Here is a 15,361-nt window from a genome sequence, read left to right as displayed (position 1 = left end):
AACAGGTCGTATCGACTTGGTGTTTTTATTTTTTCCGCTCGGCGACGATAGTGGCTAACTTGATTCTAAAACGCGGGTCCTTTTTTAGTCCTGCCTTCACCCTCAATATCAGTCCCTGTTGAGCGTGAAAACAGAACGATCAGCCGCCAAATTGATTATATTTGTGGCTTAACTCGGATAGAGCCAAACGCTTCGGTTAGTCCGCAAACATTTGTTCGAAATTAACCGCAGCCGGGTCTGAAATCACCGACTTTGTGAAATTCGAATTACTTGGCGGCCACGAAAAAATATTTTTTCGTGGCCACTCGTCGCGCAAGCGCGTATGCTTTCACGCCTGTTTCAATAGGCGTTTGCTGGTTTTGGGGGTTGACACGATGCCGCTTACGGCCGCGCCGACTTGGACGCTTGTGAAAGTTGATTCACGAATTTTGCGGGAAGTTTTTGCCCGCGACAAACGCAGGGACTCTGCTATAATTAATGACACAGCGATTCCCTGTTCGCATATTCCGGAAGGCAGGCCATCGGCTCGATCAGTAATTTGGAGGAATGGCCATGTTGGATCAATCTGAAGTTAAACCAGTCGTTGCCCTGGACGATCAGCGCTACATCACGCTGCTTCCAGACGCAGAATACAACCTTGAAGTCTGGGAGAATCAAGACGGGCGGCCGCACCGGATGGGCCGGATGGACTACAAGTTTCACCGCGATACCTTTGCCGGCTTCATTTACCGGCTAATGCCCACGATCAACCTGGTCCAGATCCACGACCTGCAAAAGCAGATCAACCCGTACTTCGACCTGGAAGTCTAGCCGGGAGGCAAACCATGGATGCATTGGTAACCAAACTTTTGATCATGGGGCTGGTCGCCCTGATCGCCGCCCTCGTCCTCATTTTTGCAGAGTGGCGGACCAAGCAGCTGTCCTGGGGCGCCACGGGCCTCAAGGGCCTGGTGGCAGTCCTCGCCGCGGGCATCGTCATCAGCCTGCTAACGGTGCGCTAGGGCCCACTGCGGCCAGCTGGACCCACTTAACGCCGCGCCGCGCCGCAATCCCCTCACGACAATAAGAAGCGCCAGCCGAATTCTTCTCGGCTGACGCTTCTTTACGCTGATTCCCCGGGTAATAACCGCTTTGTCGCCGTATTTCATCCCAAAAAAATCTTGATAGCGTGTACATTCCTCTGTACGCTGGGATTATGGATTGGGGCAACTTCGTTAGCTAGTGGGCCAGGCTTCTAGGAGTGGGGGCTTGGCTCACACCGCACTTTTTAAGTGCCTGACAGATCTAGCAACAGGACTATGCACAACAGCCTGCCGTGCGCTTTGCGCGCCAGGCCAATCAAAAATATCGTACTCATCAATCAACTCTACTCTATCCGTTCTACACTAAAGCCAACGCAGTGGCCCCAGCCCCCACTCGTGATCTGGGGATCGCGGGGGACGGCCGATTGGCTCCCCAAACCTGATCTGACCGTCCTGAGACTCAGCCGTGGGCTGGGTCTTTTTTGTGCGGCCGAGCTCAGCTGGCACTCTCTTCCTAAAGCAAGGCGAACCGCGAATCCCCGGCCCTGCCACATCTTGTGGGCGCGACGGTCCCCACCGCCAACATCCGGCATATTAGGGCTGTTATACGGGCCGGTTTCGCGTATAATGAATAGCGTTATTGTCTCGGAAATACGCCAACAGAAAGAAGCAGAGTCATGATCTATATCCTCGGAAGTATCGGTGCGGGTAAGACCTCCCTCACGAAAATCCTGTCACAGGATCTGAACTCCTCAGCGTTTTATGAGGACGTCGAAGGCAACGGCATGATTGCCAACATGTTGCAGAAGTTTTACTCCGCCGGCGAAGACAGCCGCAAGACGACGGGCACCATTCTCCAGATCGCCTTTCTCACGTTCCGCTACCAGCAGCTGAAAAAAGCCATCCTGGAGGAGAATGCGGTCATGGATTCATCCCTGGAATCCGACTTTGTGATGGCCAGCCAGCTGCACAAAAACGGTGAGATCGATGACGTCGACTTCAACGTTTACGTCACCCTTTCCCAGGAAATGCAGGCCAACGTCAACGGCAGTCCGTGGAACGGCATGCCGGACCTGGCAGTGTACCTGAAAATCGATCCCGAGCACGAAATCGACGAGATCCAGGGCCGCGGGCGCGAGATGGAAGACATCCGCCAAAAGCCGGAACTGGTCGACTACTACCACCGGGTCAACGCCGCCTACCGCGACTGGTCCAAGGGCTACACCCGCTCCACGCTGCTGACGGTCGACCGCGACAAGTACGACTTCGTGAACGACCATGACGACCGCAACGCCGTGCTTGATCAGATCGAAGGCAAGCTCGTCGAACTCGGCAAGCTGCCGCCGGCCCAGTTCAAGGCCATTCAGGCTAAGCGCGCCTAACTACATTGCGGTCTAGACATCCCCGGTTGACCGCGCTAGCAACAAAAAGACGACCTCACTCAGCAAAACCTGAGTGAGGTCGTCTTTCGTTCGTTATCAGGCGCCGGGCGCGACCTTGGCGATGCGGCCCTGTTCGATGTAAACGGACAGGATCGCGACGTCGGCCGGGTTGACCCCGCTGATGCGGCTGGCCTGCGCCAGCGTCTCTGGCTGGATCTTGGCCAGCTTCTGGCGCGCCTCGGTGGCCAGGCCGTTGATGGCCGCGTAGTCGATCCGTGCAGGGATCTTCTTGGCTTCCATGCGCTCCAGGCGGGCGATGCTCTGCTTTTCCTTTTCGATGTAGCCCGCGTATTTCAGGGAGATCTCGACTTCCTCGGTAACGTAGTGATCCAGCGGCTGGACCAGCGGGATAAACTGCATCAGGTCTGCATAGGTCACCTCCGGCCGGCGCAGGAAGTCACTGGCCAGCACCCCGTCCTTGAGCGGTGCGGCGTTGATGCTGGCCAGCCAGTCGTTGACCTGGCTTGGCTTCAGGCGGGTCGTCTCGAGGCGCTTGATCTCGCCTTCAATGGCGGCCTTTTTCGCCTCAAACTGGGCGAAGCGGGCGTCTGAGATCAACCCCAGCTGGTGACCCATGGCGGTCAGCCGCAGGTCCGCGTTATCGTGGCGCAGGATCAGGCGGTACTCGGCGCGGCTCGTCAGCAGCCGGTACGGCTCGTTGGTGCCCTTGGTGACCAGGTCGTCGATCATCACCCCGATGTAGGCGTCGGAGCGTTTCAGCGTGAAGCCAGGCTTATTCTGGGCGCGCAGGGCGGCGTTAATGCCGGCCATGATCCCTTGGCCGGCCGCCTCCTCGTAGCCGCTGGTGCCGTTCATCTGGCCCGCTGTGAAGAGGTTTTTGACCACCTTGGTCTCCATGGTCGCGGTCAGCTGCCAAGGCTCGATGACGTCGTACTCGATCGCGTAGCCCGGCCGCATCAGCTCGGCGTGCTGCAGGCCGGCAACGGAATGCAGCATTTTCAGCTGGATCTCTTCGGGCATCGAGGTGGAAAAGTCGCCGACGTAGTACTCCTCGGTGTCGCGGCCCTCAGGCTCCAGGAAGAGCTGGTGGCGCGGCTTATCGGCGAAGCGCACCACCTTGTCCTCGATGGACGGGCAGTAGCGCGGCCCCACGCCCTTGATCACGCCGGAGAACATTGGCGCGCGGTCGAGGTTGGCGCGGATGATCGTGTGGGTGGTCTCATTGGTGTAGGTCATCCAGCACGACAGCTGGTCCTTCAGGTACACGGAATCAGGCGTCTCGTAGGAAAACGCGTGCGGCGTGACGTCGCCGGGCTGCTCCTCGGTTTGGGTAAAATCGATCGAGTTGCCGTCCACGCGCGGCGGCGTCCCGGTCTTGAAGCGGCGGAGCTTGAAGCCCTGCTTTTCGAGGTCCTCGGACAGCTTGATAGAAGGCAGCGAGTTGTTCGGGCCGGACGAGTACATCAGCTCGCCGATAATGATTTTGCCGCGCGAAGACGTGCCGGCGGTCAGCACCACGCTCTTGGCGCGGTACCGCGCTCCGGTCGCGGCCACGACGCCGACGCAGGTGCCGTCTTCGACCAGCAGGCGCTCAACGAGGCCCTGGCGCAAGTCGAGGTTGGCCTGGTTTTCGATCGTGTCCTTCATCGAGCGGTGGTAGGCGGCCTTATCCGCCTGCGCTCGCAGCGCCCGGACGGCCGGGCCCTTGCCGGTGTTCAGCATGCGCATCTGAATGTAGGTCTTATCGATGTTGCGGCCCATTTCACCGCCCAACGCGTCGATCTCGCGCACGACGACGCCCTTGGCCGGCCCCCCCACGGACGGGTTGCACGGCATGAAGGCCAGCATTTCCAGGCTGATGGTGATCAGCAGGGTCTTTTGCCCCATGCGCGCCGCGGCCAGCGCGGCCTCACAGCCGGCATGCCCGGCCCCAACGACCACCACGTCGTAGGCGGCGGCTTCGTATTCACGTACTTTTGGCTCTGGCATATTAGAGAAACTCCTTTGATGGTTGGAAAATGTTCGAAGGGGCGAGGCTGCGGAGCGGGGCGCACTTAGCGGGATGGGTAGCCTAGGTGATGGCATTGCCGCCGCTTTTTGGCGGCGAGGCCAGCGCCGTAGCTAGCCACTCCCGCGTTGCCCCGCGGAGCGCAACTACAAGGCAGCATCCCGCTCCGCAGACTGTAGTTGCGCTCCGGGTCTGCAACGCCCGAGCATCTAGCTACGCTTCAGGCCTCGCCGGCAAAGTACACCGGCAATGCCTGAAGCTAGGCTAGCTGTCGGGCTAAGTACGCAGACCCTCCGCAGCCTTACTTACCCAAGCAGAATTGGCTAAACAGCTGCGTGATCAGCTCATCCGGGGCGGCATCGCCGGTGATCTCGCCGAGTTTGTCCCAGGCGGCGGTCATGTCGATTTGGACGAGGTCGATGGGCATCCCCGCGTCGATGCCGGCCAGCACGCTCTTGAGGCTGGCCTTGGCCTGCCGCAGCAAACCGCTTTGGCGGGCGTTGGTGACCATCACGGTGCTTTGGCTGTTTTCGATCCCGCCGAAAAACAGCGCGGTGATCTGCTTGTCCAGCGCGGCCACGCCCGCGGCATCGCGCATGCTGGTGCGGATAAGCTGCTCCGCCGGCACGAGCTGCGCCAGCTCATCTAGGTCGAGCTGCTGCGGCAGGTCCTGCTTGTTCAGGACCACGATGCGCTTTTTAGCCTTCGTCGCCGCGATCAGCTCGCGGTCCTCGGCGGTCAGCGGCTGGCTGGCATCGAGCACCAGCAGCACCAGATCTGCCTGGACGATGGCTTTGCGGGAGCGGGCCACACCGATTTTTTCGACCTTGTCTTCAGTCTTGCGGATGCCGGCCGTGTCGACCAGCTTCAGCGGCACGCCGCGCACGTTGACGTACTCTTCCAGCACGTCGCGCGTGGTGCCGGGGACGTCGGTCACGATTGCCTTGTCCTCTTGCAGCATGTGGTTGAGCAGAGACGACTTGCCGACGTTCGGCCGGCCGACGATGGCCGTGGCCAGGCCCTCACGCAGCACCTTACCCTGGTTCGCCGTCTGCAGGAGTTCGTCGACGCGGCTCAGCACCAGCTCGGCCTTTTCGCGCAACAGCTTGGTCGTCATCTGGTCGGTGTCGTACTCCGGGTAATCGATGTTCACCTCGACTTGCGCCAGCACTTCCAGGATCTCCTGGCGCAGGTTGGTGATCAGCGTGCGCAGGTCGCCGTCCAGCTGGTCCACCGCCACCTGCATGGCCCGGTCCGTTTTGGCACGGATCAGGTCCATCACCGATTCGGCCTCGGTCAGGTCCACCCGGCCGTTCAAAAAGGCCCGCTTGGTGAATTCGCCGGGCTCGGCCATGCGGGCGCCGGCCCCCAGCACCAGCTGCAGCACGCGGTTGGTGCCGACAATGCCGCCGTGGCAGTTGATCTCCACGATGTCCTCGCAGGTGTATGTGTGCGGCGCGCGCATGACGGACGCCATCACCTCGTCGACCACCGCCCCGGTGTCCGGATCGATGATGTGGCCGTAGTTGATGGTGTTCGTCGCCACTTTGGTCAGGTCTTTGCCCTTAAACAGCTTGTTGGCCGTTTGCACCGCCGTTTCGCCGGACAGGCGCACGATGGAGATCGCGCCTTCGCCAGGCGGCGTCGAAATTGCCGCAATCGTATCGTATTCCGTGACTGTCTGTGCCACTGTGGTTACCTCTTTCTGGGTGAATTGGGTGGGAAAAATTCAAACCGGGCTCCGCACCATATGGGTGTAAACGGGCTCGCGTGATCGGGCTACGGGTCGACCCTGCGCACCTTGGCGTAATCAGGCTACGAGGTCGCAACGCCCGAGCATCTAGCTACGCCATCGGCCTCGCCGCTAAAGCCCGCGGCAATGCCGATGGCTAGGCTAGCTGTCGGGCTAAGTGCGCGACCTCTGCGCACCTTGAACATAAAAAAAGCGCGTCGCCACGCCCATCCCCAGAGTTGAGAATCAGCGTGGACAAAGCACTTTGACTACTTTATCGCTTATTGAATTGCCTGTATCATACAAAATCGTCGGCGATCTGTCAAAAAGTTCGCCGCTTGGGGGTGATCACGACGTAGCGCCGCGGGTCGAGGCCCTCCGAATGGGTCTCGACGTACTCGTTGTCGGCCAGGGCCTGGTGGATCGCCTTGCGCTCAAACGTCGGCATCGGGTCGAGGTACACGGCCGTGCCACGCGCGATCACCTCGCGCGCCGTCTTGTCCGCTAAGCGCCGCACCGCGGCGTCGCGCCGCTCGCGGTAGTCGCCGACGTTCAGCATGACGGTGCATTTGCTCTTACCATAATGGTTGAACTCGGTTTGCGCCAGGTACTGGATCGCGTTGATGATCTTACCGTGTTTGCCGATGAGCAGCGCGTCTTTTTCCGTCGTCAGGGCGAACCACACCGTGTCACCGCGGCGCTCGCTGTCGATCGTGGTTGGGATCTGCAGCTGCGTTGTGATGTCCTCGAGGTAGCTTTGGACGAGGGCGATGGCGGTTTGGTCATCGCGCACGGGCTGGTCGCGCCGCAGCGCTTCCGGCAGTTTCGGTTTTGGTAGCGACGGCAGGTGGTGCACCTTGGTTGCGGACGCTTTTTTCGGTTCAGCACTGGGCTCAGGATTGAGCTGCAGGTTGACGATCGCCGGTTTGCGCCCGATCCCGAGCAGACCCTTTTTGCCTTCTTGCACGACTTCGACAGAAACGGCGGCGCGGTCCTGCTTCATCGCTTTCAGACCGGCGTCGATCGCTTTTTGGATCGTGGCTCCTTGGAAAGTGGGCATGATAACCTCCCGATTACTTCTTCAGTGCACGCTTGTAAGCTTTGCGCAGGGCTTTTTCGCGGTCCTTCTCGGCTTGAGCCTTCTCGTCGCGCTCTTTTTTCATCTTAATTGGGTTCTGCAGCATGAACGTCTGCGCCAGTGAAAAGGCGTTGGTGACCACCCAGTAAATGGACAGGGCACTTGGGAAGGTGAAGGCGACAAACAAAATCATCAGCGGCGAAACGGCCGCCATAATCCAGTTGGTCGACGTCCGCGTCGGCTGGGCGAGGGTCGAAACGACCGAGGTTGCCAGGGTGAACAGCGCGGCCAGGATCGGCATGACGAAGTACGGGTCAGGCTGGCCCAGGTTCATCCATAAGAACTTGCCGACCTTCAGCGCTGGCGTGCGGTAAATCGCCTGGTACAAAGCCAGCAGGAACGGCATCTGCACCAGCAGCGGCAGGCAGCCCATCATTGGGTTGACGCCAGACTCCGCGTACAACTTCTGGGTCTCTTCGCGCAGCTTCTGCTGAGTTTCGGTGTCCTTAGAGCTGTACTTCTTCTGCAATTCCTTGAGCTGCGGGGCGATGGCCTGCTGCTTGCTCATGCTCTTGATCTGGTAGTAGCTGAGCGGGAAGATCAAGATCCGGATGATCAGGGTAAAGAGAATGATCCCGACCCCGACGTTGCCGCCGGAGATCTTCGCCAGCCACAAGACGAACTGAGCAGCGTTGTAAATCACGTACCGGTCCCAAGGATTAGTGGACGCCTTGGTTACCGTCGACGTCCCACAGGCACTGAGCACCAGTACCAAGGTCAAAATGCCAAGGCTCAACAGGAGCCGTTTGGTCGATTTTTTCACGAATAAGTCCTCCAAGCAAAGCCGTTATGCGGCTATATCGTAGTTGTCTCTGATTCAGCAAGCAGGCCGGCCAGCTTCATCACGTGGACCAGGTTCTTTTTGGTCCCCGCCATGTCCAGCTGGTTGGCACTGCGCCGAGCGATCACGAGAAAATCCGCCTGCGGATCGATCTCGGGCTTGAGCTCGAGCAAGGTCTGGCGGATGTAACGCTTGATCTGGTTACGCATCACCGCGGTGTGACCCACCTTCTTGCCGACACTGATGCCGACGCGAAAGTGCTTCTGGTCCCGCTTCAAGTGATAGATCACAAAATTGCGGTTCGCGACAGACGCCCCGTTTTCAAACACATCTTGAAACTCTGATTCTTTTTTAATGCGGTATGACTTTCGCAAAGCGCTCCCTCACAATCTGCTTACTAGTATACAAGACAAGACCCTACGGCGCACGGGTTTTCTCGGGTTCTTCCTATAGAAGGCGGGCGAGAATGGGAAAAAGTGCACGAAAGGGCAGGCGCAGACCAGCAGTGCCCGAGCCGGTGCATCGTAATCGGGCTCCGGGTCGACAACGCCCGAGCAACTAGCTGCTACGCATGTCAGCCTGTACCTCGCTTTGCGAGACAGGCTGATCAACGCCCTCGGCCTCACCGCCAAAGAACGGCGGTAAGGCGTCAAGCTAGGCTAGCTGTCGGGCTAAGTGCGTCGACCCTGCGTACCTTCTTCTAACTGGGCTACGAGTTCGCAACGCGGGAGTGGTCAGCTACGCCTGAGGCCTCGCCGGCAAAAAACGCCGGCAATGCCTCAGGCTAGGCTACCCATCCCGCTAAAACCGCGAACTCTACGCACCTTTTTACAAAAAAAACCACCGACAGCGGTCAGTGGTTGGTTAGGCAGATAATACTTTGCGGCCCTTGGCGCGGCGACGTGCTAACACTTTGCGGCCGTTCTTTGTGCTCATCCGCTTCATGAAGCCGTGTACGCGTTCGCGGTGACGCTTCTTCGGTTGAAAAGTCCGTTTGGTGGTCATGGGAACACCTCCTGTTAAGTTTGCTATTTAATGCGCATTGCTACGCCGAATAACTGATTGTCAGTAAACAACTTTTCATTATACGGACTGTCCCCTGCCACGTCAAGGAATCCTTGAAAAAAACCGCCCCGAGAATTGTCCACAAAATTGGCCACTTTGCGCACAAAGCTGTGGACAACCTGTCATCGTTTTTTCGCGGTTTTTGGATTATCCCCAGGCTAATGCCCGACTTATCTGCAAATTCACACCCTGTCGAGTAAGTTATCCACAAGCTGTTCGCAGGCTGTTCAAAACTTGTGAAACATGCATCACACCGGGCCTGGGGTTTCACAGCCTGCTGTGCATAACTGGGAAAAATCTTGATCCTGCGCGGTTTATTCACGGCCTGGGGACAAGGTTATTCCTTGCCTGGGGACAGTCGCAATTCTTGGACGTGAAACATGTGGAAAACTTTCGATTCTGTGGAAAACTCCTAGGCTGAATGCTAAACTTAAAAGTGCGATGTCGCGAGTTGTCCACCTTAATTGGCGGGCGACTGGCGACTGCTTTCGACTACATTTTCGGTTGCGGAGGGGCAATAAGTGCCAAACATCGATGAGTTATGGGCATATTTAGAAGAAAAATTCCGGGCAGAAATGACCCCGGTCAGCTTCAACACCTGGGTGGGCGCAGTGAAGCCGCTGACCTTGACGCAGACGACGATCACCATCGGCGTTCCGTCCCAGCTGCATAAGACCTATTGGGAACAAAACCTGGTGACCAAGGTCGTTGAATGGTGCTACGAATTCGGCAACCTGGAGATCTCACCGGCGATCAAGATCCTGGGCGACGATCCGGCCACCCCAGCGGGCAGCGCTCAATCCCCGCAGGCGGCAAACGCGCCGGCCGCGCCGATCCCGACGTTTAAGGAGACTTCTCACCTTAATAGTAAGTACACGTTTGAGACGTTCGTCACCGGGAAGGGCAACCAGATGGCGCACGCCGCGGCGCTCGTCGTGTCCGAAGAACCCGGCGTGCTGTACAACCCGCTGTTTCTATACGGCGGCGTCGGCCTGGGCAAGACCCACCTGATGCAGGCGATTGGCCACCAGCTGTTGGCCTACAACCCGCAGGCCAACGTCAAGTACGTGACATCCGAGGCCTTCGCCAACGACTTCATCAACTCCCTGCAGACCAAGAAGCAGGAGGAGTTCCGCCAGGAGTACCGCAACGTGGACCTGCTGTTGGTCGACGACATTCAGTTCTTCGGCGACAAAGAGGCGACGCAGGAGGAATTCTTCCACACGTTCAACGCCTTATATGAGAACAAAAAGCAAATCGTCCTCACCTCGGACCGCCTGCCCAACGAGATCCCCAAGCTGCAAGAGCGCCTGGTCTCCCGGTTTAAGTGGGGCCTGTCCGTTGACGTCACGCCGCCGGACCTGGAGACGCGCATCGCGATTTTGCGCAACAAGGCCAACGCCGAGCACCTAGTGATCCCTGACGACACGCTGTCTTACATCGCCGGCCAGATCGACTCCAACGTCCGCGAACTGGAAGGGGCGCTGGTGCGCGTGCAGGCTTACGCCACGATGGCACACGAGGACATCACCACCAGCATGGCGGCCGAGGCGCTCAAGAGCCTGAAGCTGTCGGGCAAGGATTCGCAACTGTCGATCGCGCGGATCCAGGACATGGTCGCGAAGTACTACCAGGTCACCGTCAGCGATCTGAAGGGAAAAAAGCGGGTCAAGCAGATCGTCATGCCGCGGCAGATCGCCATGTACCTCGCCCGCGAAATGACCGACAGCAGCCTGCCAAAAATCGGGCAGGAGTTTGGCGGCAAGGACCACACCACCGTCATCCACGCCCACGAGAAAATCGAGCAGGCCGTGACCGAGGATTCGACGCTCAAGGATCAGGTCATCGAGTTGAAAAACCGGCTGCGCAACCGCGGCTGAGGCCATGTGGATAACTTTCAAATTCGGCACCGACTTTTGCTAAGAGTTATCCACAGGTGAATAACTTATTCTGCCGCGTTTCTCATGCTTATCCCCAGGGTCCACAGGCCCTACTACTATTACTTAAAAAGCGTATTATATAGATAACGCTACGCTTGGGAGGACACAAAATATGAAATTCACGATCACCCGTGCCACGTTCATCAAGTCGTTGAATGATGTCTCCAGGGCCATCACGTCCAAGACCACCATTCCGATCCTGACGAACCTGAAGATGGACTTAACCGATAACGCCTTGATCCTGACCGGCAGTGACGCCGACATCTCGATCGAAAGCAAGATCGATGCCACCAGTGAGCAAAACGACCTGCAGATCGCATCCACCGGCAGCATCACCGTGCCAGCGCGCTTTTTCACCGAGATCGTCAAGCGCCTGCCAGAGAAAACCATGACCGTGGACGTTCAGGACAACTTCCAGACCGTCATCACCAGTGGCTCCTCTGAATTCAAGATCAATGGCCTGGACGCCAACAACTATCCGCGCCTGCCGGAAGTGTCCAGCGAAAATGCGCTAACCGTGCCGGCCGACGTGCTGCGGCAGCTGATCGCCCAAACGGTCATTGCCGTGTCCACGCAGGAAAGCCGCCCGATCCTCACCGGTGTCCACATTCAGATCGAAAAGGGCAAAATGATCGCCGTGGCCACCGATTCGCACCGGCTGGCTCAGCGCACGCTGGAGCTGCCAAGCGCCGGGGATGCAAGCTACGACGTCATCATCCCGGGGAAGAGCCTCAACGAACTGGGCCGGACCCTGACCGACGACATCGACAACGTGGAGATCCGCTTTGCGTCCAACCAAGTCCTGTTCATCGCCGGCAACACCCTGTTTTACTCCCGGCTGTTGGAAGGCAACTACCCGGACACCAGCCGCCTGATCCCAACGTCCAGCACCACGACCATCGAATTCGATGCGCCCACGCTGCTGTCAGCGATCGGCCGGGCCAGCCTGCTGTCTCACGAAAGCTCCAACAACGTGGTCCGCTTGAACTTGGACACCGCCAGCCAAACCGCGACGATCTACGGCAACTCGCCTGACGTCGGGAACGTTGAAGAAGCCTTGCAGTTCCAGAAGCTGGAAGGCGACGCGCTGGAGATCTCCTTCAACCCGGATTACATGAAGGACGCGCTGCAGGGCGTGGGGGCCACTTCTATCGAAGTCGCCTTCACCGCGCCGCTGCGCCCGTTCACCCTGGTGCCAACCGAGGATAAGGAACACTTTATCCAGCTGATCACCCCGGTCCGCACGTTCTAATCGCAAACCTATTCGCGCCTTCGCAGCCCTCATCGGTTGCGGAGGCGTTTTTGCGTAATCTCTCGGGTGAAAGGGGGCAGCGCGATGCGCAAATGGTGGTTAGCGGTGGTGGTCGCGGCGGCAATGCTGTTTGCCGGTGGGCGGCGGGTGATGGCACTGCCGTACGACAAACTGTTATTTGAAGGGGTGAGCTGGCAGCCTGGACCGGCAGATTATGGCCTGATGTTTGCCACTCCGGACGAACTATGGGTGCGCGTGGATACGACTGTTAATGTTTATTATTCGTTGTCCATAGACAGCAAGACTAATTTAGATGCGCTGCAGGCTTTGAAGGTTGAGCGACTTGAAAATGACTTGGTTGTCCAAGACGAGACAAAGGAGGTCACTGTTGGCAAAGTCCCCAAACTTTCCGTCACCACCGGTTATTTGGTTATTGCACCTAAGACATTAGGTACGCGGCAGTATCGCATCACTAATACAGCACCCAGAACGTTCACTCCATACACGCGCACGCTAACTCTGCATGTGGTCAATGAGTTGCCACCTGATTTGTCGTTTAACGCCAACGGACTGAAGGTTTTTGATTTCGTTCCGCTTCAAGTTTTTGCTGTGGATTCGAAAGGGCACAAATATGCAGTGGTAATCGAATGGAGAGATAACATTGATGGCGGCTACAAGCCGATTGCTGATGGGCCACTCGTTTTATCGAGTTATAAGAACATTTCCAGCGTTCACTATAAAGACGTCTTCAGAACTGACTCTCCCGGTGTTGTTGGACAAAGGCTTTCACTAGGCCGTTTTCAGGTGATTCATGAACCTGATCCAATCAGCGTCAATCAGCGCGGAGAGGCAACTGTCCAACTACCAGTGATTGTGCCCCCGGTCGGAGAAGGTCAGGTCAGGCTGGTATGGTTGGGGCCGAAGGGGGATCGGCACGTGCTGCCAATCGATCTTGCAACGGGAACAGTGCATTTCACAGGCTTAACGCCAGCCAGCTTTCCCATGACTTGGCGTATCGAATACAAAGCAAAGGGTTTTGACAATGATAATACCGTCCCTACTACGTCCTTCACGTATCCGGACATCCAGGGCCAGTTCACGACCCCGCTCACCCTGGACCTGCCCGTCGCCTTGGCGCCGCTGTTCACCGGGACCTACACCCTGCAGCAGCTTGCCGAAGGGCCCGTCAGCGTCGTGCCGGCGTGGGAGAGTCTGGCCATCACCGCCAGTGGCCGCTGGCTCCTCCAGCTGGACATTGATGCGCCCGCGGCCTTGCCCATGCGCTTGCGGCTAGGTGAGCAGGAGACGGGCCGGGGCGAGCCGCCGCTGAGGGTCAGTGGCCAGGACAGCCAGGACGTTTCCCTGGCGGCCAGCCGGCTGATTATTCCCCAAACGCGGGTGCTTTCACCCGGCACTTACACGGCGCAGATCACCTTCACGCTGATTCGCGCGCCGAACCCGTAATAAGTTGGCCATTTTCGCGGCAAAACGCGAGAATGGCCGTTTTTTGCGTTTTGGCCAAGTTTGGGCCCCTTAGCGTACCCGGTACCGGTCTTGCCATAATCAGCCGCACAGCCGCTTAAAACGCCAAATCCGATTGAAGCCCGTGCAACAATACGGTATAATATATAGGTAATAATCGCACAATGCGATAAATCTAACGTCAAAGGAGTGGCAGCATGACGACTGTGACGATCACCACCGCGTTCATTACCCTAGGGCAACTTTTAAAAGATGCCGGGGTTATCGACAGCGGCGGCGCAGCGAAGTATTTTCTGAAAGAAAATACGGTACTGGTCAATGACGAGCCAGAAGACCGGCGCGGGCGCAAGCTTGAAGTCGGGGACACCGTGACTTTACCGGATCAGACCCGCTTCACCGTGGCGCGCGCGTGAGGCTAGAACACCTGACGCTGCATAATTACCGCAATTATGCAGACGTGGATACTGACTTTTCGCCGCAGATCAACGTGCTGATCGGGGCGAATGCGCAGGGCAAGACGAATTTGCTCGAGGCGGTGTACGTGTTGGCGTTAGCACGCAGTCACCGCACCAGTAATGACCGCGAGCTGATCCGCTTCGGCGAGGACTTCGCCAGAGTCACCGGCCGCATCGGGCGCAGCAGTGGGCCCATGCAGCTGGAGCTGGTGATCTCCAACCAGGGCAAGCGCGCCCGGGTCAACCAGCTCGAGCAGTCGAAGCTCTCGCAGTACCTTGGCAAGTTCAACGTGGTGCTGTTTGCCCCGGAGGACCTAGCCCTGGTCAAAGGGAGCCCCGCCAATCGCCGCCGCTTCATCAACATGGAGTTCGGCCAGATGAGCCCGAAGTACCTGTACAACCTGACGCAGTACCGCACGATGCTAAAGCAGCGCAACGCCTACCTCAAGCAGCTGAAGTACCGCCAGGCCAAAGACCTCGTGTACCTGTCCGTGCTGTCGGATCAGCTGGCGGCGTACGGCGCCGAGCTGGTCGCGGCGCGGCAGGGTTTGCTTCACCAGATGGCCGAGTTTGCGGCCGCGATCCACAGCGGGATCACCAAGGGTCAGGAACAGCTGACCTTCGAGTATCGCACGCAGGTCCCACCCGATGCCCGCGGCGACGTTAAAACGGCGTACGCGACGCTTCAGGGCCTTTATGAGGCCCACCAGGCGCGGGAAATCGATCAAGGCACTTCCCTGGTCGGGGCTCACCGCGATGACGTGGCGTTTATCGTCAACGGCAAGGACGTGGCCAACTTCGGCAGCCAAGGCCAGCAGCGCACCACGGCGCTGGCCGTCAAGCTGGCCGAAATCGACCTGATGAAGGCGCAAACCGGGGAATATCCGGTGCTGCTGCTGGACGACGTGCTATCCGAACTGGACGACACCCGCCAAACCCATTTACTCAAAGCCATCCAGAATAAGGTCCAGACTTTTCTCACCACGACCAGCTTGGATGGTATTGCCCAGGAAATAATCGCGGCCCCTGCCGTTTACCACGTGCACAATGGGGTCCTGACCGCAGACTCTGCGGAAGCGTAAG

The 15,361-nt window shown here is 58.2% G+C and carries 14 protein-coding genes; 8 read left to right on the top strand and 6 right to left on the bottom strand.

Features of this window, described 5'->3' with window-relative positions; all coding sequences use genetic code 11:
• Window positions 1–552: 552 nt before the first annotated feature.
• The 3 genes from EKM85_RS09605 to EKM85_RS09600 all read left to right on the top strand — a co-directional run bounded on the left by EKM85_RS09605 (window position 553) and on the right by EKM85_RS09600 (window position 2,404).
• Window positions 553–810 carry a hypothetical protein gene (locus EKM85_RS09605; protein WP_125586342.1) on the top strand — a complete coding sequence of 86 codons (258 nt, stop codon included), beginning with the start codon at window positions 553–555 and terminating at the stop codon, window positions 808–810.
• A 14-nt stretch (window positions 811–824) separates the two neighbouring features.
• Complete coding sequence (locus tag EKM85_RS11515) at window positions 825–1,001, top strand: hypothetical protein (RefSeq protein WP_164510738.1); 177 nt, start codon at window positions 825–827, stop codon at window positions 999–1,001.
• A gap of 698 nt (window positions 1,002–1,699) precedes the next feature.
• The gene (locus EKM85_RS09600) at window positions 1,700–2,404 is read left to right on the top strand and encodes a deoxynucleoside kinase (RefSeq protein WP_125586340.1); all 705 of its coding nucleotides are present in this window, start codon (window positions 1,700–1,702) and stop codon (window positions 2,402–2,404) included.
• A 96-nt stretch (window positions 2,405–2,500) separates the two neighbouring features.
• On the opposite strand, the gene mnmG is transcribed toward EKM85_RS09600, so the two are convergent.
• The 6 genes from mnmG to rpmH form a co-directional block, all read right to left on the bottom strand.
• Window positions 2,501–4,414: a tRNA uridine-5-carboxymethylaminomethyl(34) synthesis enzyme MnmG gene (mnmG, locus tag EKM85_RS09595; RefSeq protein ID WP_125586338.1), complete on the bottom strand. Its 1,914-nt coding sequence runs from the start codon at window positions 4,412–4,414 to the stop codon at window positions 2,501–2,503.
• 320 nt (window positions 4,415–4,734) lie between these two features.
• Window positions 4,735–6,123 carry a tRNA uridine-5-carboxymethylaminomethyl(34) synthesis GTPase MnmE gene (gene mnmE, locus EKM85_RS09590; protein WP_125586336.1) on the bottom strand — a complete coding sequence of 463 codons (1,389 nt, stop codon included), beginning with the start codon at window positions 6,121–6,123 and terminating at the stop codon, window positions 4,735–4,737.
• A 364-nt stretch (window positions 6,124–6,487) separates the two neighbouring features.
• Window positions 6,488–7,225 carry an RNA-binding cell elongation regulator Jag/EloR gene (jag, locus tag EKM85_RS09585; RefSeq protein WP_125586334.1) on the bottom strand — a complete coding sequence of 246 codons (738 nt, stop codon included), beginning with the start codon at window positions 7,223–7,225 and terminating at the stop codon, window positions 6,488–6,490.
• 13 nt (window positions 7,226–7,238) lie between these two features.
• Window positions 7,239–8,066 (bottom strand): YidC/Oxa1 family membrane protein insertase, encoded by an 828-nt coding sequence (locus EKM85_RS09580; RefSeq protein ID WP_225418978.1) that lies wholly within the window; start codon window positions 8,064–8,066, stop codon window positions 7,239–7,241.
• A gap of 32 nt (window positions 8,067–8,098) precedes the next feature.
• The gene (gene rnpA, locus EKM85_RS09575) at window positions 8,099–8,458 is read right to left on the bottom strand and encodes a ribonuclease P protein component (protein ID WP_125586332.1); all 360 of its coding nucleotides are present in this window, start codon (window positions 8,456–8,458) and stop codon (window positions 8,099–8,101) included.
• Window positions 8,459–8,948: 490 nt separating this feature from the next.
• A complete protein-coding gene (gene rpmH, locus EKM85_RS09570) occupies window positions 8,949–9,089 on the bottom strand; it encodes a 50S ribosomal protein L34 (RefSeq protein ID WP_003568442.1) in 141 nt (46 codons plus the stop codon).
• A gap of 581 nt (window positions 9,090–9,670) precedes the next feature.
• On the opposite strand from rpmH, the gene dnaA reads away from it, so the two are divergent.
• From dnaA to recF, 5 genes are all read left to right on the top strand, one after another.
• Window positions 9,671–11,029 (top strand): chromosomal replication initiator protein DnaA, encoded by a 1,359-nt coding sequence (dnaA, locus tag EKM85_RS09565; protein ID WP_125586330.1) that lies wholly within the window; start codon window positions 9,671–9,673, stop codon window positions 11,027–11,029.
• Window positions 11,030–11,201: 172 nt separating this feature from the next.
• Window positions 11,202–12,341: a DNA polymerase III subunit beta gene (gene dnaN, locus EKM85_RS09560; protein WP_125586328.1), complete on the top strand. Its 1,140-nt coding sequence runs from the start codon at window positions 11,202–11,204 to the stop codon at window positions 12,339–12,341.
• Window positions 12,342–12,425: 84 nt separating this feature from the next.
• Window positions 12,426–13,805, top strand: a complete 1,380-nt coding sequence (locus tag EKM85_RS09555) for a hypothetical protein (protein ID WP_125586326.1) — start codon at window positions 12,426–12,428, stop codon at window positions 13,803–13,805.
• A 215-nt stretch (window positions 13,806–14,020) separates the two neighbouring features.
• Entirely contained in the window at window positions 14,021–14,236 is a 216-nt protein-coding gene (gene yaaA / locus EKM85_RS09550) for a S4 domain-containing protein YaaA (protein ID WP_125586324.1), read from the top strand.
• Entirely contained in the window at window positions 14,233–15,360 is a 1,128-nt protein-coding gene (recF, locus tag EKM85_RS09545) for a DNA replication/repair protein RecF (protein ID WP_125586322.1), read from the top strand. The genes yaaA and recF overlap by 4 nt, the downstream gene beginning before the upstream one ends.
• The last annotated feature ends 1 nt before the right edge of the window (window position 15,361 follow it).

This window comes from Lacticaseibacillus jixianensis (assembly GCF_003946485.1).
In the GTDB taxonomy this organism is placed as follows: domain Bacteria; phylum Bacillota; class Bacilli; order Lactobacillales; family Lactobacillaceae; genus Lacticaseibacillus; species Lacticaseibacillus jixianensis.
Note: the sequence above shows the minus strand (reverse complement) of the source record. Positions and strands in the feature narration are given on the sequence as shown.